Source organism: Mucilaginibacter pallidiroseus (assembly GCF_007846085.1).
GTDB classification, from domain to species: Bacteria; Bacteroidota; Bacteroidia; order Sphingobacteriales; family Sphingobacteriaceae; genus Mucilaginibacter; species Mucilaginibacter pallidiroseus.
Genome location: NZ_VOEJ01000004.1, coordinates 107,338 through 129,039, shown reverse-complemented (window position 1 = coordinate 129,039; position 21,702 = coordinate 107,338). Strand labels below are relative to the sequence as shown.

Annotated in this window: 13 protein-coding genes; 9 read left to right on the top strand and 4 right to left on the bottom strand. The window is 43.9% G+C overall.

Annotated elements, in window-relative coordinates; all coding sequences use genetic code 11:
- The first annotated feature begins 98 nt into the window (after nucleotides 1–98).
- Both FPZ43_RS09860 and FPZ43_RS09855 read left to right on the top strand, forming a co-directional pair.
- Complete coding sequence (locus FPZ43_RS09860) at nucleotides 99–1,760, top strand: M1 family metallopeptidase (protein WP_146381749.1); 1,662 nt, start codon at nucleotides 99–101, stop codon at nucleotides 1,758–1,760.
- A 317-nt stretch (nucleotides 1,761–2,077) separates the two neighbouring features.
- On the top strand, nucleotides 2,078–2,818 hold the full coding sequence (locus FPZ43_RS09855; RefSeq protein WP_146381748.1) for a head GIN domain-containing protein: 741 nt from the start codon (nucleotides 2,078–2,080) through the stop codon (nucleotides 2,816–2,818).
- Nucleotides 2,819–2,916: 98 nt separating this feature from the next.
- Here FPZ43_RS09855 and trxA read toward each other — a convergent pair whose 3' ends face one another.
- Nucleotides 2,917–3,237: a thioredoxin gene (gene trxA, locus FPZ43_RS09850; RefSeq protein WP_146381747.1), complete on the bottom strand. Its 321-nt coding sequence runs from the start codon at nucleotides 3,235–3,237 to the stop codon at nucleotides 2,917–2,919.
- Nucleotides 3,238–3,513: 276 nt separating this feature from the next.
- On the opposite strand from trxA, the gene FPZ43_RS09845 reads away from it, so the two are divergent.
- Entirely contained in the window at nucleotides 3,514–5,685 is a 2,172-nt protein-coding gene (locus tag FPZ43_RS09845; protein ID WP_146381746.1) for an ATP-binding protein, read from the top strand.
- Between the two features lie 63 nt (nucleotides 5,686–5,748).
- Here FPZ43_RS09845 and dnaE read toward each other — a convergent pair whose 3' ends face one another.
- Nucleotides 5,749–9,339 carry a DNA polymerase III subunit alpha gene (gene dnaE, locus FPZ43_RS09840; RefSeq protein WP_146381745.1) on the bottom strand — a complete coding sequence of 1,197 codons (3,591 nt, stop codon included), beginning with the start codon at nucleotides 9,337–9,339 and terminating at the stop codon, nucleotides 5,749–5,751.
- 290 nt (nucleotides 9,340–9,629) lie between these two features.
- Between dnaE and FPZ43_RS09835 the strand changes: the two genes are divergently transcribed.
- From FPZ43_RS09835 to FPZ43_RS09825, 3 genes are all read left to right on the top strand, one after another.
- Nucleotides 9,630–14,756, top strand: a complete 5,127-nt coding sequence (locus tag FPZ43_RS09835; RefSeq protein ID WP_146381744.1) for a translocation/assembly module TamB domain-containing protein — start codon at nucleotides 9,630–9,632, stop codon at nucleotides 14,754–14,756.
- Nucleotides 14,753–17,005 carry a translocation and assembly module lipoprotein TamL gene (tamL, locus tag FPZ43_RS09830; RefSeq protein WP_146381743.1) on the top strand — a complete coding sequence of 751 codons (2,253 nt, stop codon included), beginning with the start codon at nucleotides 14,753–14,755 and terminating at the stop codon, nucleotides 17,003–17,005. The genes FPZ43_RS09835 and tamL overlap by 4 nt, the downstream gene beginning before the upstream one ends.
- A 64-nt stretch (nucleotides 17,006–17,069) precedes the next feature.
- Entirely contained in the window at nucleotides 17,070–17,507 is a 438-nt protein-coding gene (locus FPZ43_RS09825) for an aspartyl protease family protein (RefSeq protein ID WP_146381742.1), read from the top strand.
- A 49-nt stretch (nucleotides 17,508–17,556) separates the two neighbouring features.
- Here FPZ43_RS09825 and gyrB read toward each other — a convergent pair whose 3' ends face one another.
- Nucleotides 17,557–19,515, bottom strand: coding sequence for a DNA topoisomerase (ATP-hydrolyzing) subunit B (gyrB, locus tag FPZ43_RS09820; RefSeq protein WP_146381741.1), 1,959 nt, complete (start codon nucleotides 19,513–19,515; stop codon nucleotides 17,557–17,559).
- A 163-nt stretch (nucleotides 19,516–19,678) separates the two neighbouring features.
- Here gyrB and FPZ43_RS09815 point away from each other — a divergent pair, with 163 nt between their 5' ends.
- From FPZ43_RS09815 to FPZ43_RS09805, 3 genes are read left to right on the top strand one after another with little or no spacing between them, the layout of a single operon-like run.
- On the top strand, nucleotides 19,679–20,284 hold the full coding sequence (locus tag FPZ43_RS09815; protein ID WP_146381740.1) for an OmpH family outer membrane protein: 606 nt from the start codon (nucleotides 19,679–19,681) through the stop codon (nucleotides 20,282–20,284).
- Nucleotides 20,285–20,319: 35 nt separating this feature from the next.
- Nucleotides 20,320–20,844, top strand: coding sequence for a nucleoside deaminase (locus FPZ43_RS09810; RefSeq protein WP_391563972.1), 525 nt, complete (start codon nucleotides 20,320–20,322; stop codon nucleotides 20,842–20,844).
- An 18-nt stretch (nucleotides 20,845–20,862) separates the two neighbouring features.
- On the top strand, nucleotides 20,863–21,351 hold the full coding sequence (locus tag FPZ43_RS09805) for a hypothetical protein (RefSeq protein ID WP_146381739.1): 489 nt from the start codon (nucleotides 20,863–20,865) through the stop codon (nucleotides 21,349–21,351).
- Nucleotides 21,352–21,373: 22 nt separating this feature from the next.
- Here FPZ43_RS09805 and FPZ43_RS09800 read toward each other — a convergent pair whose 3' ends face one another.
- On the bottom strand, nucleotides 21,374–21,697 hold the full coding sequence (locus tag FPZ43_RS09800; protein WP_146381738.1) for a DUF6122 family protein: 324 nt from the start codon (nucleotides 21,695–21,697) through the stop codon (nucleotides 21,374–21,376).
- Nucleotides 21,698–21,702 lie beyond the last annotated feature (5 nt).

Sequence of the window (21,702 nt, the reverse complement as noted above, 5' to 3'; positions counted from 1 at the left end):
ACATGGTCATGCCGAATTTATTTCGGCATCCCAAATGCTAAGCTTAAAACTAAATATGAGATCCTGAAACAAGTTCAGGATGACTAAAATACAGCAGAATGAAATTAAGATTACTGTTAGCACTTGCGGTGCTAACCGCTTTTACATTAAACGCCCATGCGCAACTCGGCACCCATAAGGAAACCTTCACCCGTGCAGATACCTTGCGCGGCTCTTTAACCTCGCCTTTTCGCACCTGTTATGATATCAACTATTATCACTTGGATATTAAGTTTGACATCGATAAAAAGTTCATCAGTGGCAACGTACTGTTTAAATTTACCAGCGAGCAGGATTTTACAAAGCTGCAGTTCGACCTGTGGAACAATCTTAAACTGGAGAAAGTAGTTTACAAGGGGAAAGAACTACCATACACACGGGAGTTTAACGCGGTATTTGTAACCTTCCCACAAACTATTGTTAAGGGTGCGAAGGACCAATTCACCGTTTACTATTCGGGCAACCCTACGGAGGCTAAACGTGCACCATGGGACGGCGGGGTACAGTTTGCCAAAGACTCACTTGGCAAGCCACACGTAGCTACTGCCTGCCAGGGCATGGGCGCCAGCGTTTGGTGGCCAACTAAGGATCAGCAGGATGATGAGGTTGACAGCGCCATGGTAAGCATCAGCGTGCCTAAAGGCTTAAAAGATGTTTCAAACGGGCGTCTGCGAAAAGTAACGCAACTTAAAGACGGCTATACCCGGTTCGATTGGTTTATTGCTAACCCTATCAATAATTATGATATTGAAGCCAATATAGGCGACTATGCCCATTACACCAGCAGCTACCAGGGCGAAAAAGGCAAGCTCACGCTTGATTTCTGGCCACTGGCTTATAACCTGGAAAAAGCTAAAAAACAATGGGGTTTTGAAGTGCCCCGTATGCTAAAATCATTTGAGCATTGGTTTGGCCCCTACCCTTTTTATGAGGACGGTTACAAACTGGTTGAAACCCCTCACCTTGGTATGGAACACCAAAGCGGCGTGGCTTATGGTAATAAATACCGCAACGGCTACCTTGGCCGCGACTTATCCGGAACGGGCTGGGGCTTAAAATGGGATTTCATTGTAGTGCATGAAAGCGGCCACGAATGGTTTGGTAATAACATTACCAGTAAAGACTTGGGCGACATGTGGATACATGAAAGTTTTACCAACTATAGCGAATCGTTATTTATTGAAAGCTATTACGGCAAACAAGCCGCCCAGGAATATATACACGGCACCCGCCTGGGCATCAATAACGATGGCCCAATTGTTGGCCCTTATGGCGTTAACAAGGAAGGTTCGGGAGATATGTACCCTAAAGGCGGTAACATGCTAAATATGCTGCGTACCATCATTAATGATGATGAGAAATGGCGCAATATTTTACGGGGCCTTAACAAGGTATTTTACCATCAAACCGTTACCTACGATCAAGTTGTAAACTACATAAACCAGGAAAGCGGCGTGAAGCTCACCCCTGTTTTTGACCAATATCTAAAATACAAAAACTTGCCAATAGTAGAAATAATCACCATTAACGGCAAGCTAATGGCCCGCTGGATAAGCGACGTTCCCGACTTTAACATTCCGGTAAAAATCCGCGCAAAAGGCGGCGAATATAAATTTGTAAATCTGCGTAACCGTTTTACCCCGCTTAATATTGACGGTGTTAACAAAGATAATATTGAGGTAGATACCTTTAATTATTACGTAGGTGTGCTGGTAGATTAATAAAAACACACGCTACTCAGCATGACAAAGAAAACGCGCTCGTTTATACGGGCGCGTTTATGTTTTCCAACACTTCCTTGCAAGGCAAAAAACAATCCATTTGATATGTAAATTACAACCTGTACGGCGAAGATTGCTTCACTATCGTTCGCAATGACGCGGTTGTATGTGTTGTAACAAATACATCTGATATGTTGTTGCGAGGGATAGCATGGCAACGCCATCTACATTGATTGCAGCGCCAAAAAATAAATTTTCATCGCCCTGCAACTTTTCTGATACAAAGTGCATCTAATAGGTACTAAACACAATTAACTATGAGATCTTTAAATAATTTACTATTGGCCGCAGGCCTTACCATGGCTACCAGCGCTACTATCGCTACACCTATTAAAACAGCTTTAAATTACAGCAATTCCTATAGCACTGAAGATCGCCATCTTACAGGCTTTAACGCTGTAAGCGTATCAGGCTCATTTGATGTTTATATAACCCAGGGGTCAACAGAGTCGGTAAAGGTTGATGCACCTTCCAACGTTATCGATCGTATCATTACCGAGGTTAAAGGCGGCGTATTAAATATCTACATCAAAAACAACAATGGCATCAATTGGAGCTGGGGCAAAAACAATAAGATGATTGTTTATGTGTCTATTAAAAATGTAAACGCCGTTAGCCTATCAGGTTCGGGCGATGTATTTTTTAAAGACGGCTTAAAAGCAACATCTCTTAAATTAAAGGTAGTTGGCTCAGGTGATATCAGCGGAAAACTTGATGTGAAGGATTTGGAGAGCAGCGTATCCGGCTCAGGCGATATCACAGTAAGCGGCCGTGCCGAAACATCAAATGTGAGCGTAATTGGCTCGGGCGATTTTACCGGTCAAAGCCTGGCTACTACAAATACTTCGGTTAGGGTTGCCGGTAGCGGCGATGCCCGCGTTAACGCAGCAGAGAAAATTGATGCATCTGTAACAGGATCAGGTGATATTCACTACACCGGTGCCGCCAGGAACATATCAAGCTCAAAAGCGGGCAGCGGCAGCGTGAGTAGGATGTAACAGCCTCCCTGTCCCTCCCGGTGGGAAGCAACTAAACATAACAAAAAAGGCTTCGAGGATTATCCACCGAAGCCTTTTTTATTATATGATGATATTAATTATGCTAATTGCTTAACCAATTTATCAGCCAATACTGATTTTGGCACCGCACCAATTTGCTTGTCAACTATTTCGCCGTTTTTAAAGAATAAAAGCGCCGGGATGTTACGGATACCGTACTTCATTGATATGCCTGGGTTATTGTCAACATTCACTTTACCTACAACGGCTTTGCCATCGTATTCTTTAGCAATATCTTCTACCACCGGGCCTACCATTCTACATGGACCGCACCACTCTGCCCAAAAATCTACAAGTACAGGTTTATCTGATTTAAGAACAAGTTCTTCGAAGTTTGCATCAGTTATTTCTAAAGCCATGATTTCTATTTTTTAATAATATGTTACAAATATATAGTATTCAAATAGCTTGCCACAAGTGAGGGCATGACAATGTGACAATTATATTATTAACACTTAACTATATGACAGCACGTTCTGTTTCGTATAAGTTCAAAGCAGTTAAAATAGCTGTTGAAAACGTTTACAATGCCTAACGTAGTTTTAACAGGATAGCAAATAGGAATAAGTAAAGTTAACTTCTAATTATAATTATTGCAGGCTTTAAGCTATTTTTACCATACCTAATTTTGATTAATGCCTTTTAATAACCATCGATTAACAGACAGCGTACTACTCGAAATATTGGCGCTATCAAAAGATGCGACGGCTATATACACATCTGCCGATCTTGTTATTGAAATGGCCAACGATGCTATGCTCTCTTTTTGGGGACGCAGTCGTGATATTGTCGGAATGCCTCTTACCGAAGCTGTACCCGAACTTAATACCCAGGAATTTATAGGTTTGCTCAAAACTGTTTGGGAAACAATGGAAACCTACGTGGCGGTTGATACGCCTGCCGAATTACTGATTAACGGCAAACTGCAAACTGCCTACTTTGATTTTAGTTACCGGGCTATTAAGGATGCTGATGGAAATATGCTGTGCATCCTTCATACGGCGCAAGATGTAACCGAGCGTTACCTGGCCAAGAAACTGGCTGATGAAGCAAAACGGGTAAGGGAAGAATTGATGTTTGAACTGCAGCAAACCAATCGTGAGCTGACAGCCCTAAATACGGTTTTCCTGGAAAAAAACGACGAACTCAATTCAACAAATGAAGAAGTAGCCTCGTTAAATGAAGAATACCACAGCGCCAATGAGCAGCTTAACAATGCAAATAATGAGTTAAGTTCGCTTAACGAAGAATACATCGCTATAAATGAGGAGCTCAATGCCATTAACGAGGAACTCCAGTCGGCCAATAATGAACTAGCCGACACCCGCGGGAAGTTGCAGGGGTTATTCACTGAACTGAAATTAAGCGAACAGCGCCTTGCCAACATTTATGAAAAAGCACCAATAGGTATTGCCGTACTTACCGGCCCAAACCATGTTATTGAACAAGCGAACGATACCATAATAAACATATGGGGAAGCCGCCGCGAAGATGTTTTGGATAAACCACATGCCATAGCGCGGCCTTTTGTGCATAACCAGGGCATTGGTAACTGGTTGGATGAAGTGCTTGTTACCAAACAGTCAAAAATAAACCATGAGGTAATGCTGCAAATGCCTACGCTTGATGGGCAAACGCGTACAGCCATAGTAAACTCCACCTATCAGCCAATATTTGACAACGATGGTAATGTAAGCGGCATTTTGGTAATTTTAGAAGATATTACTGAAACTTATATTGCCCGTAAGCACACCGAGTGGGCTCAGGTTCAATTCAGGATGGCAATTGACTCGGCTGGTATGGGAACCTGGAGTGCCGACCCAAATAGCGGCCGTGTAACACTCTCTTTAAGGGCATCAGAAATAATGGGGCTTCCTAAAAATGAGGAAATAACCATTGCCGCACTGCTAAACATGGTTGACCATGACCATCGTAAAATTGTGGCCGATGCGCTTGATAACGGCATTAAAAACAGCAAGCCATTTGATCTTGAATTTCCGGTTAATAATCCTATGAGCAAGGAAAGGGTGTGGCTGCGTGTAACCGGTAAAATGTTTTACGTAACACCAGATTACCCTGCAAGCTTTTCCGGAATATTGGTGGATATTACCGAGCAAAAGCAGGACGAAATACGGAAAAACGACTTTATTGCCATGGTTAGCCATGAGCTTAAAACTCCCCTGACATCTATTAAGGCTTATACACAAATGCTCAACAGCAGATTGCAAAAGGCCGGCGACGAATTTTCTACTAATGCTCTCCGCAAAACCAACTTGCAAATTGATAAAATGAACAAGATGATAAGCGGATTTCTTGACATCTCAAGGCTCGATTCGGGTAAAATTTTGCTGAGCAAAGAGGAATTCGATCTTAATGACCTGCTTTATGAGGTATCAGGCGATGTTTTATTAATATCTCCTAATCACGATATTGTTTTCGAACCTGCAGCGGGCCGCATAATTGTAAATGCTGACAGGGATAAAATCGGACAGGTAGTGACAAACTTGTTAAACAACGCCGTTAAATATGCCGACCACAGCAAATCAATTTTTATAAGCACCTACCAAAGCGAGGGTAAAGTAACTGTGAGCGTTAAAGACGAGGGCCGTGGTATACAGCCGGAGGATGTACAAAAACTGTTTGAACGCTTTTACCGTGTATCCAACCATAAAACCAGTTCGGTATCAGGCTTTGGTATCGGCTTGTACCTTTCTGCCGAGATCATATCCAGGCACAACGGAAAAATTTGGGTAGAGAGCGAGCCGGATGTAGGCTCCACCTTTTACTTCGAGATACCTTTAACTTGATATTTGTGCTTAAAACAAGAAGCCCCGTTGATAAACCAAGGGGCTTCTTATTCTGTAAATACCTTACTGCAATACTGCCCTTAGGCTGGTAAGATTGTAAATATCCTCCATCAATTCATCGCTTGGGCTTACCTTAACCAACTTGGACGACAGATCAACCGTCATCGATTCTTCTCCATCCATTACTTTGAATTTGAGGGTACAGCTTTTTGACGGGTACTTTTCATTATTGGTATTTATAGCTTGTTCCAGGCTGTTTAAAAATTGGCTGTTCAGCTGGCGTACATCAACACACACCGTCAATGATTTGCTTAGTTTATCGCGCATTTCAGATAGTAAACTCATGCTGGTTACCCGCAAATCCCAGTTATCCTTCTGCCGGAATTTTTCTTCAATATTACCCTTGATGTGCATAAAGTAGCCTTCTACCAACATATTGCGGAACTTGGCATAATCCTCACCAAAAAAGGCAAACTCGTACGAGTCATTATAATCTTCCAATACAAATGCGCCAAAAGGTTTGCCCATTTTGGTAAATTTGTGCTGTACGCTGGTAACTAAACCGCCAATGCATATTTCGCCGCGTTTGCGCAGTTCAGCAAATTTGGCCATTACCTCTTCCCCCCCCTCGCCAGATCGTGCCTTTTGCAGCACTTTCAATTCGGTAATGGTGGTATTACAGTATTTACCCATCTCGAACCGATAGTTATCCAAAGGGTGGCCTGTTAGGTAAATTCCTATTACGTCTTTCTCGTACTTCAACTTCTCAATTAGTCCCCATTCTTCGGCCTCCGGCATGGCCGGTTCAGGAATGTATGACGCTACCGAACCGCCAAATAATGACGACTGCGAGCTGTTTTGCGTGTTTTGATAATCGTTAGCGTATTTAATTAAACGCTCCACCCCTGTTAGCAGGCCGTTTTCTGTTTTAGCAAAGAATTGCGAACGGCGTATGCCAAACTCATCAAAAGCACCACCGTAAACCAGGTTCTCATACGATTTACGGTTAACGGAGCGCGTATTTGAGCGTTGGGCAAAATCATAAACGCTTTTGTAGGGGCCGCCCTCGTTACGTACCTCAATAATGCTTTCAACAGCCTTTTCACCAACGCCTTTTACACCCGCAAGGCCAAAACGAATTTGCCCGCGCTTGTTAACCGAGAACGACATATCACTCTCATTAATATCCGGGCCTAGTACCTCGATACCCATGCGGCGCGCTTCCTCCATAAAAAAGGTAAGCTTCTCCAAACTGTTTTGGTTGTTTAATACCGCAGCCATATACTCCGGCGGATAATGCGCTTTTAGGTAAGCCGTTTGGTAGGCTACAAAAGCGTAGCATGTGGAGTGCGATTTATTGAAAGCGTATTGCGCAAAAGCTTTCCAGTCGGTCCAAATTTTAGTAAGCTTATCTTTAGGATGGCCCTTAGCCATGGCCCCGTCCATAAACTGGGCCTCCATTTTGTTAAGTACCTCAATTTGCTTTTTACCCATTGCCTTACGTAAAACGTCGGCGTCGCCTTTACTAAATCCTGCTAACTTTTGCGACAAAAGCATCACTTGCTCTTGGTACACGGTTATGCCATAGGTTTCGCCCAGGTATTCTTCCATGTCCTCAAGGTCAAACACTATCGGCTCCTGGCCATGTTTACGTTTGATGAAGTTGGGTATATACTCTATCGGGCCCGGGCGGTAAAGCGCGTTCATGGCAATCAAATCCTCAAACTTATCGGGCTTAAGGTCGCGCAGGTACATTTGCATACCATCACTTTCAAACTGGAAGGTGCCATTGGTATCACCGCGCTGGTAAAGCGCATATGTTTGTTCATCCTCCAGGGGAATGTAGTCGATATCTATCTCAATGCCGTGATTTTGCTTGATCAACCGCAGCGCATCCTTAATAATGGTAAGGGTTTTAAGGCCCAAAAAGTCCATCTTGATAACGCCTGCATCTTCAATTACACGGCCATCATACTGGGTAACCAGCAGGTCGGAGTCCTTTGCGGTAGCAACCGGTACAATTTCGGTAAGGTCATAAGGAGCAATAATGATACCGGCAGCGTGCACACCCGTGTTACGTACAGATCCTTCCAGTTTCTCGGCCTCGCGCAGCACGGTACCACGCAGGTCATTTGCCTTGTATATTTCCTGTAGCTCGGGCACCTGGTCAATTGCCGTTTTAAGATTTATACCCAAAGTTTCGGGCACAAGCTTTTTCATGGCATTTACCTCGCTTAAGGGCATATCAAGCACGCGGCCCACATCCTGGATACTGGTACGTGCAGCCATTGATCCATAGGTAATGATCTGCGCTACCTGGTTTTTACCATATTTATCAACCACGTAATCAATAACACGCTGGCGGCCTGCATCATCAAAATCCGTATCAATATCCGGCATCGATTTACGGTCGGGGTTTAGGAAACGCTCGAAAAGCAGGTTATACTTAAGCGGATCGATATTGGTAATACCTATACAATACGCTACCACAGACCCGGCTGCCGATCCACGGCCCGGTCCTATGAATACGCCCATGTCGCGCCCTGCCTTAATAAAATCGGCTACAATTAAAAAGTACCCTGCAAAACCCATGGTACGGATGGTAAACAACTCGAAGTTGATACGCTCTTCTGCCTCGGGGCTTATATCAATATAGCGCTCTTTTGCGCCGGTAAACGTTAAGTGCTTTAAATACTCCCACTGGTTAAGGGTATCCGCATCCGGTGTTATATCGCTGTGGATCTTAAACTCAGGTGGGATCTGGTAATTGGGTAGCAGGATATCGCGCTTAAGCTTCAGCACGTCAACCTTGTCAACAATCTCGTTGGTATTATCAAGCGACTCCGGAATATCATGGAACAGTTTGCCCATTTCTTCCTGCGTTTTAAAGTAAAACTGGTCGTTGGTAAAACCAAAACGGTAGCCCTTACCACCTTCTTCATCGGTAGCTATAGGGGTGCTTTGCAAATCGCCGGTGTTTACGCAAAGCAGAATATCATGCGCGTTCGAGTCTTGTTGATCTACATAGTGCGAATCGTTTGAGCAGATAACCTTAACATTGTACTTCTTGGCAAACTTCATGAGCACGGCATTCACCGTATTTTGCTCGGGAATGTCGTGGCGCTGCATCTCTATATAAAAGTCTTCGCCAAACAAATCGAGCCACCACTTAAACTCAATTTCGGCAGCTGCCTCACCATCGCGCAGTATAGCCTGCGGTACCGATGCACCCAGGCAGCAGGTAGTAGCTATGATACCTTTATGGTACTTTAATATCAGTTCCTTATCAATACGCGGCCATTTGCTGTACAGGCCCTCCATGTAACCAAGCGAGCAAAGTTTAATAAGGTTTTTATAGCCTTCGGCATTTTTGGCCAGCATCAGCTGGTGGTAACGTTTATCTTTTTTCTCTTTGGTAAACTGCTTGATGTGCCTGTCTTCAACCACGTAAAACTCACAACCAACAATGGGTTTTACGTTGTGCTTACCCGCTTCGGCAACAAACTTAAATGCCCCAAACATATTACCATGGTCTGTAATGGCAAGGGCCTTCATACCATCGGCAGCGGCTTTCTTGTACAGCTTGGATATGTCTGCTGCACCATCCAGCAGCGAAAATTGGGTATGTACGTGTAAGTGCGAAAAATTGGGCATGAGAGAATTATCGGTGGATTACAAAATTACCAAAAACAAAGGTGGCACAATCACATAACTGCCATTATATTTTCCACAGGTAGCCTTGAAAACTTTATTTGAACAGCTAAGCTTTGGAACGATTTTTTATTTGAGTATTATTTTTATAAACGAGCCGTTGCCCATTTATTGCGCCATTTAACAGTTTTACAGAAACAATTACCCCGGCTGTACTGTTCAAAATGCGTTGTTGTGCTATTTGCAGCACATTGTTTGTACAACTATCAGTAGTAACTTTAATCTTTACGAATTTGAATCGATTTGGACGCATTGCCCTTAAAACAATACTTTGGATAATTGCGAGTGTAATTTTTTTGATATTACTTGTAGTAATTTCGATACAGGTGCCCGCCGTACAAAACTTCGCAAAAGACAAAGCTGTAACTTTTTTGCAAAATAAGATCCATACCAAGGTAGAGATCGGGCACATCAGCCTTGGCCTGCCAAAACTACTGGTATTGGAGGATGTTTATTTTGAGGACCAAAAAAAAGACACCCTTATTGCAGGCGATAAGCTTAAGGTTGATATTACCCTTTTAAAGCTTTTAAAAAACAAGGTCGAGATAAATGAGATTAACCTGGAAGGCATTACCGCCAATGTAAGCCGCGGCTCCGACAGCCTTTTCAACTTCGACTACATTATAAAAGCCTTTGCCGGCGAGCAAAAGAAAGAACCTAAACCGGAAGACACAACCTCAACCATGAAATTCTCGGTTGATAAAGTTATTCTGGATCGTATTAATATTAAATATAAGGATGTTACTACCGGCAACGATGTGAGATTTTTACTCGGCCATTTTGATACCCGCATTACCGATTTTGATTTGGACAAGATGAAGTTCACCATTCCCAAAATCAACCTGAGCGGCGTAAACGCAAAAATTATCCAAACACCGGCCGGCTCATCCATACAACAGGCAGCTGTAATTGATACCGCCACAGCACCGCTTATGCTCGATCTGTCGTTAGGTGATATCGACTTTCAGAAAATCAAGGTTGATTACCAAAGCTCTGAAATGGATGCGAAGGTTGATTTGGGTAAGTTGCTGGTTAGCATGGATAAAATAGACATGAAAAACCAGCATGTGGGCATTAAAAATATTCAATTAGATAATACCAATGCAGGCTTACTTTTACAAAAACCTAAAACGGTAGCGAAAGCGGTTGATAAAACCATTAAGAAGCTTGATACCCTTACCTCTGCCGGGAAACCTGCAAAAAGCTGGAGTGCTGATTTAGGCAAAGTAACTTTTACCAACAACAACATAAAGTTTGATAACGATGCGCAAAAGGCCCTGCCACGCGGGCTCGATTTTGCGCACATGAACATCAAGGACCTAAACGCTGATGTAGAGAAAATTTCTTACACAGCCGACAGCCTTTCGGGCCGTGTAAACGCATTTACTTTTAAAGAGAAAAGTGGTTTACAGATCAATAAGTTCCATACAAGCTTCTTCTACCGGCCAAAAAGCGCCTACCTCAAAGACTTGTTGGTTGAAACGCCGAAATCTGTTATTCAGAAAGATCTGCAGGTGGGCTACCCTTCTATCGAATCACTTACCAAAAACCTGGGTAAGCTAAGTATTAACGCCAACCTTGATGGCAGCAAGCTAAGCCTGGGTGATATATTATTACTGATGCCTACAATGGCGTCTATGGAGCCCTTTAAATCATCGCCAAATTCGGTTATCAAAATCAATGGCCGTGTAAACGGAACAGTAGACAACCTGCGCATTCCTAACATCGAGATAAGCGGTTTTGGCAATACCTACATAAAAGCATCTGCAAGTATGCGCGGCCTGCCCGATGTGGAAAAGGCCTACTTTGATGTTAACATTGCAAACTTCCGCACAACACGCAGCGATATTGTGCGCCTTGCACCTAAGGGCACCATCCCGCCAACGGTAAGCATACCTGAGAACATGAACCTTACGGGAACATTCAAAGGGTCGATGAAAACCTTTAACACCAAAATGAACCTGCGCAGCAGCTATGGCGCGGTTGATTTGGTAGCCGCCATGAAAAGCGGCAGTCGTAAGGGAAGCGAAACTTATACGGCAAACATAAAAGCCAATAACCTTAACGTAGGTGCGTTAACCAAGCAACCGCAAATGGTTGGCATGGTTACCATGAGCGCCAATATCAAAGGTGCCGGTCTTGATCCTAAAAAAGCCAACCTGCAGTTTAACGGCAATGTTGCCAGTTCCTACATCAAAGGCTACAATTACCGCAACCTGCAAATGAAAGGCAGTGCGCGCAATGGCAGCTATGTGGCAAACGCCGTAATGCGCGATCCAAACATCAACTTTGCGCTTGATGCAAAGGCAAACATGAACAAAAAGTATCCATCGGTAAACGCTACGCTGATGGTTGACAGCATTGACCTGCAAAAACTAAAATTTGTTAAGGACCCGATGCGCTTTCATGGTAAAATTGTGGCCGATGTACCAACCGCCGACCCAGATTACCTGAACGCTAATATATTGGCAACCGAGCTTTTAGTTATTAATAAGGCGCAGCGCATTGCGCTTGACACCGTAAGCCTGATATCTACCGCCAATGCCGATAGCAGCAGCCTGCGCCTTAAAACGCCAATGTTTTATGCGCACATGGGCGGCAAGTATAAGCTTACCGAGATTGCCCCTGCTATACAGGATGTAATAAATAAATATTACGATACTAATCTTGCCGCTGGCAAAAAGGCCGGACCTAAAGTAAAGTACTCGCCGCAGCAATTTAATTTTGATGCACGCTTTGTTAAAACCCCGTTGGTAGAAAAATTTGTTCCGGATTTAAAAACGCTTGATCCTGTAATAATAAACGGGCGCTTCAACTCCACAGCTGGCGAACTGGTTTTAAACGGCTCTATCCCTACCGTTGTTTACGGCACCAATACCGTTAATAACATGAAACTGGCTGTAAATACAGGCAACAATGCACTTAACTACAGCCTTACTACCGACGAGATTAAAGTTGGCTCGAACCTCGACCTGCTTTACACCAGTATTAGCGGTGCTGCGCAAAACAACATATTAGGCATAAGCCTGCAGGTACGCGATGCACAAAAGAAAGAACGCTATCGTATTGCCGGTAACTTCAGTGCGTTGCCAAATCAGTACCAGTTTAGCTTTTTACAGGACGGTGTTATGCTCGATTATACGCCTTGGGCGGTTAACCCTAATAATGCCTTTTTATACGGCAATAAGGGTATCCTTGCGCGAAACTTCAGCCTAAGTAATGCCAACCAGGTTTTGAGCATCAACAGCAACTCGGGCGAGTTTAATTCGCCAATAACTGTCGACTTTAAAAACTTTAAGATCGAAACGCTCACCAAGATGGCCAAGCAAGATTCGTTGCTTATTGGGGGTACCATCAATGGTAACGCTGTTGTGAGTAATCTGCAAAAATCGCCTGTATTTACCGCTGCTATGGATGTAAGCAACTTTAACTTTAAAGGCGACACAGTTGGCAACATATCGGCCAAGGTAAATAACCAAACAGCCAATGCATTTGATGTAAATGTAAGCGTAACGGGTAAAGGTAACCAGGTGGATTTAATGGGTATGTACTATACCACGCCTGAGAGCCGCTTTGATATGAACCTGAACATCGTAAATCTGAGCATGAAAAGCATACAAGGCTTTAGCTTTGGCAGCATACGCAATGCAAGTGGCAACATAACCGGCGGTTTAAAAATAACAGGCACAACCGATAAGCCTGCCGTTAGGGGTAAAATAAACTTTAACCAGGTAGGCTTTAACGTATCGATGCTTAACTCTTATTTTACTATGCCTAAAGAGAGCATTACGTTTAATGATGAAGGCATACGCTTCAATGACTTTACGATGGTCGACTCGACCGGCAATAAAGCTGTTATCAGAGGTGCGGTTTACACCACTACTTATACCGACTTTAAGTTTGGCATGGATATACGGATGGATAACTTTAGGGTCATCAACTCTACCAAGGCCGATAACAAGTTGTTTTATGGTAAGTTGTTTATGGATGCCAACGTAAAAGTGCGTGGCGACATGGCCAAGCCTGTTGTAGACGCAACCCTAACCGTTAATGATAAAACCGACATGACCTTTGTACTGCCAACTACCGATCCCGGTATTGAGGACAGGAAAGGCGTGGTTGAGTTTTTTGACCAGGATGCGCCAAAAACCGATTCCATACTTATGGCGCGGCAGCTCGACTCGCTTAAACAGTCGGAACTTACCGGGCTGGATGTTACGGCAACCGTTAACATAGACAAAGCAGCAAACTTTAATATCGTGATAGATGAGCGTAATGGCGATGTAGTAAATATTCGCGGTGAGGCTCACTTGAATGGTGGTATTGATGCCAGCGGTAAAACCAGTTTGACCGGTACATACACCGTTGAGGACGGATCATACAATCTATCTTACGCAACGGTATCCCGTAAGTTTAACTTCAAGAAAGGCAGCACCATTACGTGGACAGGCGACCCTACAAGTGCCAACATCGACCTTACTGCGGTTTACATTGCAAACGTGCCACCTATCGATCTGGTAGCAAATCAACTATCAGATGCAAACCAAGGTTTGTATAAGCAAAAGTTACCGTTCAACGTAAATCTTAATTTACGCGGGCAATTGCTTAAACCTGTTATCAGTTTCGACATCGTGCTTCCCGAAGGAAATAACAACGTATCGGCAGATGTAACAAACACCGTAAATACACGCCTTGCACAAGTTAGGAACGACCCTAATGAACTTAACAAACAGGTGCTGGGCGTTTTAATACTTGGTCACTTCATAGGCGATAACCCTCTACAAAGCCAGGGTGGCAGCGCAGGTCTTGACGGAGCTATCCGTAACTCTGTAAGCGGCCTGCTCACCGATCAGCTTAACAACCTGGCCGGCGGCCTTATCTCGGGTGTTGATCTTGATTTCGGGCTTACATCAGGACAGGATTACTCAACAGGAACGGCAACAAACCGTACCGATCTTAATGTCGGCTTATCAAAACGCTTCCTGAACGACAGGCTCACCGTATCGGTAGGTAACAACTTTAACCTGGAGGGTGCACAGCAGGGGCAAAAAACGTCAAACATAGCGGGTAACGTATCCGTAAATTACAAGCTTAGTAAAGATGGCCGCTACAGCTTGCGCGCTTACCGTAAGGATGAGTACATCGTAATACAGGGCCAGGTTATTGAAACGGGCTTAGGCTTTACCCTTACTGTAGATTACAACCGTTTCCGCGAGATATTCCGCAAGCGCAGCCCGGAAGAACGCGAAATGCGCAGACGCTACAAACAGGAGCAAAAGCAAAAAGAAGAGCAGGAAAAAGCCGAACAACAAAAGGCTAAAGAAGAAAGAGAAAAGAACCAGACAACCACCTTACAATGATTAAACGTATAATATATTTATTACTCCTGGGCGTGTTACTTAACTCCTGCAGCACTACCAAATACATACCCGCCAACGAAAAACTATACACCGGCGGCGAGGTAAAGGTTGCAGATAAGAACATAGCTAAAGGAGATGCCTCGAACATTAAATCGGAGATGAAAGCGCTGATACGTCCCGTGCCCAACTCCAAATTATTGGGCATGAGGATAAAATTGTGGTTGTACTATAAAACCAAAAACCGCAGCAATTTTATACAGAAGTTTTTGAGCAAATACGGCCAGCCGCCGGTGTTTGTGAGCCAGGTAAACCTTGAGAAGAACAGCGAAATAATGCAGAACCGCCTGCAAAATGAAAGCTACTTTCAATCTACCGTTAAAGGCGATACCGTTGGAAAAGAACGTACGGCAAAAGCTGTTTTTACAGTAAACGCAGGCCCATCTTACACCATCAACAAGGTGTCTTTCCCTTCTGCAACGGATAATAGTCTGGACACTGCCGTGCGTGGTACAATGAAGGAAACATTGCTTAAACCCGGTGAAAAGTACAACCTTGATGTAATTAAATCTGAGCGTATCAGGATAGACAGCAGGCTAAAGGAAGAGGGTTTCTTTTACTTCTCACCCGAGCACTTGATTATAAGGGTTGACAGCACGGTTAGCGATCATAAAGTAGATCTGGTTGTGCGTATCAAACCGGAAACGCCTGATCAGGCCAGGTGGATATATACCATTCGTAATCTGTACGTATACCCTAACTATTCTTTACGCGATACATCGCTTAAGCTCGATCAGGCAGTGCCATATCGTTGGTACAACATTGTAGATCCACGCAAAACTGCGCGCCCATATCTGTTTGCCAACACAGTGCTTTTGCGCCCTAATGATACTTATAGCCGTACCACACACAACAACTCGCTTAACAGGTTTATTAACCTGGGGCCATACAGGTATGTAAAAAATCGTTTTGAAGATGTTACGCCGGATTCGCCAAAACTGGATGTTTATTATTTCCTGACACCCTACAAACGTAAATCGTTACAGTTAGACCTTTTGGGCCGCACCAGCTCTGCCAATTACACCGGTTCGCAAATAAACCTGAGCTGGAGAAACCGCAACGCATTTAAAGGTGGCGAACTGTTAACGGTATCATTATTCGGAAGCACGGATGTGCAGGCGGGTGGCCAAAACGGCGGGTTTAACGTATTCCAATACGGTGCGCAAACCTCATTATCATGGCCAAGGCTGATAAGCCCGTTCAATTTCCGGTCAGACAATGCTTACATACCACGTACTACCCTTACGCTGAATTATACATCTGTAGTAAGGCAAAAACTTTACTCGCTTAACTCCTTCAGCGGATCGTTCGGTTATCAATTTAAACCAAACCTGCATAAGTTAAACGAGCTTAATATTCTCGAGGTAAATTACGTGAAGCCCCGCAGCGTGTCGCAGCTTTACACAGATAGTATTGCCAAATCAAACAACCCGGCGCTTAAACACGTTATCGACCCACAGTTTACCGTGGGTGTAAGTTATGCCTATACATTTGATAACACTACCGAAGATTACCGCACCAACAGCCTTTATTACCGCGGTAAATTAAGTTTATCAAACAACCTGTTGGGTATTATATCCGGGGCAGATACTTTGGGTGGAAAAGTTAAAACCTTGTTTGGCACACCATTTAACCAGTATGTTAAACTGGAAAACGAAGTACGCTTCTTTCATAAGATAACTACCGGCACCAAGCTGGCTACCCGCTTTCTGGTAGGTGTAGGTTTACCATATGGCAACTCAACTGTGTTACCATACAGCCAGCAGTTTTTTATAGGCGGGCCAAACAGCTTAAGAGGTTTCAGGGCACGGTCTATAGGTCCAGGCACTGTTAATTCAACAGCGCTTAACGGCGGATTTGTTGCAGACCAATCTGGTGACATCAAGGTTGAAGCTAATGTCGAATATCGCGCAAAACTGTTCAGCATTGTTTATGGTGCCTTGTTTGCAGATGCAGGTAACATCTGGAACTACAACACACGCACAGGCGGCGATGCATTTACAAAAGACTTTTATAAGCAGTTTGCAGTTGATGCCGGCTTTGGTTTAAGGTTTGATGCCACCGTACTGGTGCTGCGTACCGATCTTGGTTTCCCGCTGTTAAGGCCCTTCCCTAATGCAGCAGGGTCGCGTAGCGTACCTTTAAGCTTTAATAATGCAATATTTAACCTGGCAATAGGTTATCCTTTTTAACATATTTGCAAACCGTAACTATACTGCCCTGCGTATTTTACGCAGGGTTTTTTATTTTATTACAATGCTAAACAATACCACTGTAACCATTCCACTTAATATTATTGATCTGCATGATGGCTTCCATCCCCTACTGCAAATTCAATTGTTTAACCAGGTATTCAACCTGGTGCTTGATACCGGCGCCTCGCGTACGGCGTTTGATCATCAGCTATTATTAATGGCAAATGAGCATGCACCAATAATTGCCAGCGAAAAGCTATCAACCGGCTTGGGCACAAACACCATGGCATCAGCCACGGCTAAGGTAAAAGATATAGCGATAGGCGAACTCCTAATCCCGGAACTTGAAGTAGCCGTCCTCGACCTCTCCACCATCAATATAGCTTACGCCGAGCTTGGCCACCCGGAAGTTTTGGGCGTGCTGGGCAGTGATGTATTGATGGAATATAACGCAGTGATAGATTACGGTAAGATGGAACTTATTCTACATAGTGCATAACAAAAAAGCCCAACTTTTCAGCCGGGCTTAGTATTTATTGTTGTCAATCTTATGTATCGATCCTTGCGTAACGTGCGTTTTTCTCGATAAACTCGCGGCGTGGTGCTACCTCATCACCCATCAGCATACTAAAAGTATGATCGCACTCGGCAGCGTTTTCTATGCTCACTTTTTTAAGCGTGCGTTTTTCAGGATTCATGGTAGTTTCCCACAGCTGCTCTGCATTCATCTCGCCCAAACCTTTGTAACGTTGTACGTGTACGCTGTCTTCTTTACCCTGGCCTTTTAAACGCTGAATCGCTTTATCGCGCTGCTCATCATTCCAGCAGTACTCCTGCTCCTTACCTTTTTTAACCAGATAAAGCGGTGGCGACGCTACGTAAACATACCCGTACTCTATCAGTTCCTTCATATAACGGAAAAAGAAGGTAAGGATAAGCGTGGTGATGTGCGATCCATCCACGTCGGCATCCGTCATGATCACAATTTTATGATAGCGCAGTTTAGCTAGGTTAAGCGCTTTGGCATCCTCAGGCGTACCAATGCTTACACCTAAACCGGTAAACATATTTTTGATCTCCTCGTTTTCGTAGATCTTGTGCTCCATGGCTTTTTCCACGTTGAGGATCTTACCACGTAGTGGTAAAATAGCCTGAAACTCGCGGTTACGGCCTTGCTTGGCGGTACCACCCGCCGAGTCGCCCTCTACCAGATAAATCTCGCAAAGGGTTGGGTCGCTGTTGGCACAGTCTGCCAGTTTACCAGGCAAGCCCGATCCACTCATTACGCTTTTGCGCTGCACCATTTCGCGCGCCTTGCGGGCTGCGGCACGCGCAGTAGCTGCCAAAATCACCTTCTGTACAATCATTTTGGCTTCCCTTGGATTCTCTTCCAGGTAATTGCCCAATATCTCGCCCACAGCTACGTTTACCGCACCACTAACCTCGCTGTTACCCAATTTGGTTTTGGTTTGGCCCTCAAACTGTGGCTCCTGTACTTTTACGGATATAACCGCAGTTAAACCCTCGCGGAAGTCATCACCGGTAACATCAACCTTTACGTTTTTCAGCAAGCCCTCTTTATCGGCATAAGCTTTAAGCGTACGTGTTAAACCCATCCTGAAGCCGGCAACGTGTGTACCACCTTCAATGGTGTTAATGTTGTTTACGTACGAGTGTACATTTTCTGAATAAGTATCGTTGTATTGCAAAGCAAGCTCAACAGGGATACCCTGCTTTATACCTTCTACATAAATAGGCTCAGGAATAATAGATACCCTTGTACCATCCAGATACTTCACAAACTCTTTTAAGCCGCCTTCAGAGAAAAATTCTTCTGTAGGGAAAGTACCATCAGCATTCGGCTCACGCTCGTCTGTCAGCGTCAGGCGGATACCTTTATTCAGGAATGCCAGCTCACGCAAACGCGTAGCAAGCGTTTCAAACTTATACTCGGTAGTGGTAGTGAAAATCTCTGGGTCGGGTTGGAAAGTTTGTATCGTACCTGTTTTGTCAGACACGCCAATTTCCTTCACATCAAACAAAGGCTTGCCACGCTCATACTCCTGGGTAAATATTTTACCCTCACGATGCACTACTGTAGCAACATGCGTTGATAACGCGTTTACGCAACTTACACCCACACCGTGCAAACCGCCCGATACTTTGTAAGTGTCTTTATCAAATTTACCGCCTGCGTGCAGCACGGTCATTACTATTTCTAAAGCTGATTTTTTTTCTTTGGTATTGATACCTGTAGGGATACCGCGGCCATTATCTTTTACAGTAACCGAGTTACCTTTATGGATGGTAACGTTTATGGTATCGCAGTAGCCTGCTAAAGCCTCATCTATCGAGTTATCTACTACTTCGTAAACCAGGTGGTGCAAGCCTTTTACGCCTGTATCACCAATGTACATCGACGGCCTTTTACGAACGGCCTCGAGGCCTTCTAAAACCTGTATATTATCCGCGGAGTAATTCGATTTATCTTTGTTTTCTTCGCTCATATTTTAAATAAACAATAACCTTCAAAAATACGATTTTACCCCCACATTTACAGCATAGTTAGCACCATTGTGGAGAAATATGACTGGTAGTAAACATGTTAATTATTGGTTAGGAAACTTGGGGCGAAAGATTATCTTTGTCAAAATTTTTTAGACAAACACAATGAAAATCACGACCTCTATTGTTGCAAAATCAGCCCTGATGCTGTCAATTGCTGCCGGTATAGCGGCCTGCAATCAAAATAAATCGGCTGATAAACCTGCAGCTGCCACTACAACTGCTGCAAGCGCAACCCCTGCTGCTGCCGATATTGTTTACATCAACCAGGATTCAATCGTTTCGCAATACGAGTACATCAAAGATATGGACAAACGCCTTGACGCTAAAGGCAAAGCAGCACAAAGCGATGTACAGTCACGCCAGCAGGCTATTCAACGCGAAATTGCTGATTATCAAAAAAATGCGGCTACCATGAGTGCAGATCAGCGCCAGGCTACCGAGCAACGTTTGCAACGTAAAGGCCAGGAGTTTCAGCAATATCAGCAAAACGCTGGTGCGCAGGTGCAAAACGATCAGGTGGGCGAGCAAACTAAACTTTATGAAAAGCTGGTTGCCTTTACTAAAGATTATGCTAAAGAAAAAGGCTACAAAATGGTGTTAACCTTTAAAAAAGGCGACCCAACCATGCTTTACGGCGATCCAAGCCTTGACATCACTGCTGATGTTATCAAGAAGCTAAACGAAGCCTACGCTAAAGACAAAAAATAATCAATTGTTGCAGCATCTTAAGCTGATAATAAAATATGAAATTTAAAACCCCGGCTATAAACCGGGGTTTTTTAATGGAAACGATTATGGAAAACCACGAGAAATTTATGCAGATGGCTATTGAGCTGTCGGAATATAATGTTAAGCAAGGAATGGGCGGCCCGTTTGGTGCCGTGATAGTGAAAGATGGTATGGTAGTTGCCCGAAGTGCCAACAAAGTGGTGCCAACTAACGACCCTACCGCACATGCAGAGGTATCAGCCATAAGGATGGCCTGCAAAGAGCTGGGCACCTTTAGCTTAGAAGGCTGCGAAATTTATACCAGCTGCGAGCCTTGCCCTATGTGCCTTGGTGCCATTTACTGGGCCCGCATAGGTAAAATCTACTACGCCAATACCAAGGCAGATGCCGCTGCAATTGGATTTGACGACCACTTTATTTATGATGAACTGGACCAGCCCATGGACAAACGCAAACTCCCCTTTAAACAAATGATGCGCGATGAAGCACAGCAAGCATTTAGGCTTTGGGAAGGATCTGAACTAAAGACGGACTATTAACAATTTAAGTAGTTGTGCGTGGAAACTTATGAGGCAAGCCATTCTTTAGAAAGCCGGTACATCAACAGAAAAGTGTCTGAGGCAAATTATTCGATACTTATCGGGCTAATGATTTTTGCTATTGTTGGCACAGGGTTCTACTTTAAATTGGATAGCCTGCCTTTGTTGTTTGTTAACCTGTTTATTATTGCCATACCAATTAGCATTTATGTATACATGTCAACCTTTAAGCAGGCCAATAACGTTATCACAATTATCTCGAAGATTGATGTAACAGATACCGAATATAAGATATCGTCGTATTCTTTTAAGAGCCGATTTTTATTTTTTCAACCCGTTGAGCTTACGGTGAAAAAGGGCCGCCTTTTTACACAGAAGGTTGCTTTCCCTTACAATGAAGATGGGTTGGAAAGCGATAAAAAAGACGTGTTACGTATAATCATTAATGGAAAATCATACTATCTCTTATACAAGTATTTCCCGGCATCGTTGCTTAACGAATTTTGAAGCAAACATAAAAGCGTTTGAATTAAAACCACCGCCATTGGCAATCCTGCCAATCTGTTAGCATATGAAAAAGCAAACCCACAGCTACTATCCTTGTCTTTGGAAAGAATAGCAGCACGAAATAAACGCCGATAGCATAGTATGAATGCAGCGGATGGAAGCCAATGCTGCAGCGGTTAGGATCAAAGATTGGGGTGGCAAGCAGGTGGTCGGCATCCACGAGCATGGTAGCAAGCATGATAAGCCACGCCTTTTTCCACTCCTTGCGAAAAAATATATACGCTATAGCACCCGGCGCCAAAAAATGCAGGCTGTAATGGGTAACCGTTTGCAATAGCTTTAACAATGCTT

What these genes read in the sequence shown, in the direction of transcription:
- dnaE (WP_146381745.1), bottom strand. Translation starts at nt 9,339, where the DNA reads ATGCCCAATTTTTCGCACTTACACGTACATACCCAATTTTCGCTGCTG.
- tamL (WP_146381743.1), top strand. Translation starts at nt 14,753, where the DNA reads ATGATTAAACGTATAATATATTTATTACTCCTGGGCGTGTTACTTAAC.
- FPZ43_RS09810 (WP_391563972.1), top strand. Translation starts at nt 20,320, where the DNA reads ATGAAATTTAAAACCCCGGCTATAAACCGGGGTTTTTTAATGGAAACG.
- FPZ43_RS09845 (WP_146381746.1), top strand. Translation starts at nt 3,514, where the DNA reads ATGCCTTTTAATAACCATCGATTAACAGACAGCGTACTACTCGAAATA.
- FPZ43_RS09860 (WP_146381749.1), top strand. Translation starts at nt 99, where the DNA reads ATGAAATTAAGATTACTGTTAGCACTTGCGGTGCTAACCGCTTTTACA.
- gyrB (WP_146381741.1), bottom strand. Translation starts at nt 19,515, where the DNA reads ATGAGCGAAGAAAACAAAGATAAATCGAATTACTCCGCGGATAATATA.
- FPZ43_RS09825 (WP_146381742.1), top strand. Translation starts at nt 17,070, where the DNA reads ATGCTAAACAATACCACTGTAACCATTCCACTTAATATTATTGATCTG.
- trxA (WP_146381747.1), bottom strand. Translation starts at nt 3,237, where the DNA reads ATGGCTTTAGAAATAACTGATGCAAACTTCGAAGAACTTGTTCTTAAA.
- FPZ43_RS09855 (WP_146381748.1), top strand. Translation starts at nt 2,078, where the DNA reads ATGAGATCTTTAAATAATTTACTATTGGCCGCAGGCCTTACCATGGCT.
- FPZ43_RS09815 (WP_146381740.1), top strand. Translation starts at nt 19,679, where the DNA reads ATGAAAATCACGACCTCTATTGTTGCAAAATCAGCCCTGATGCTGTCA.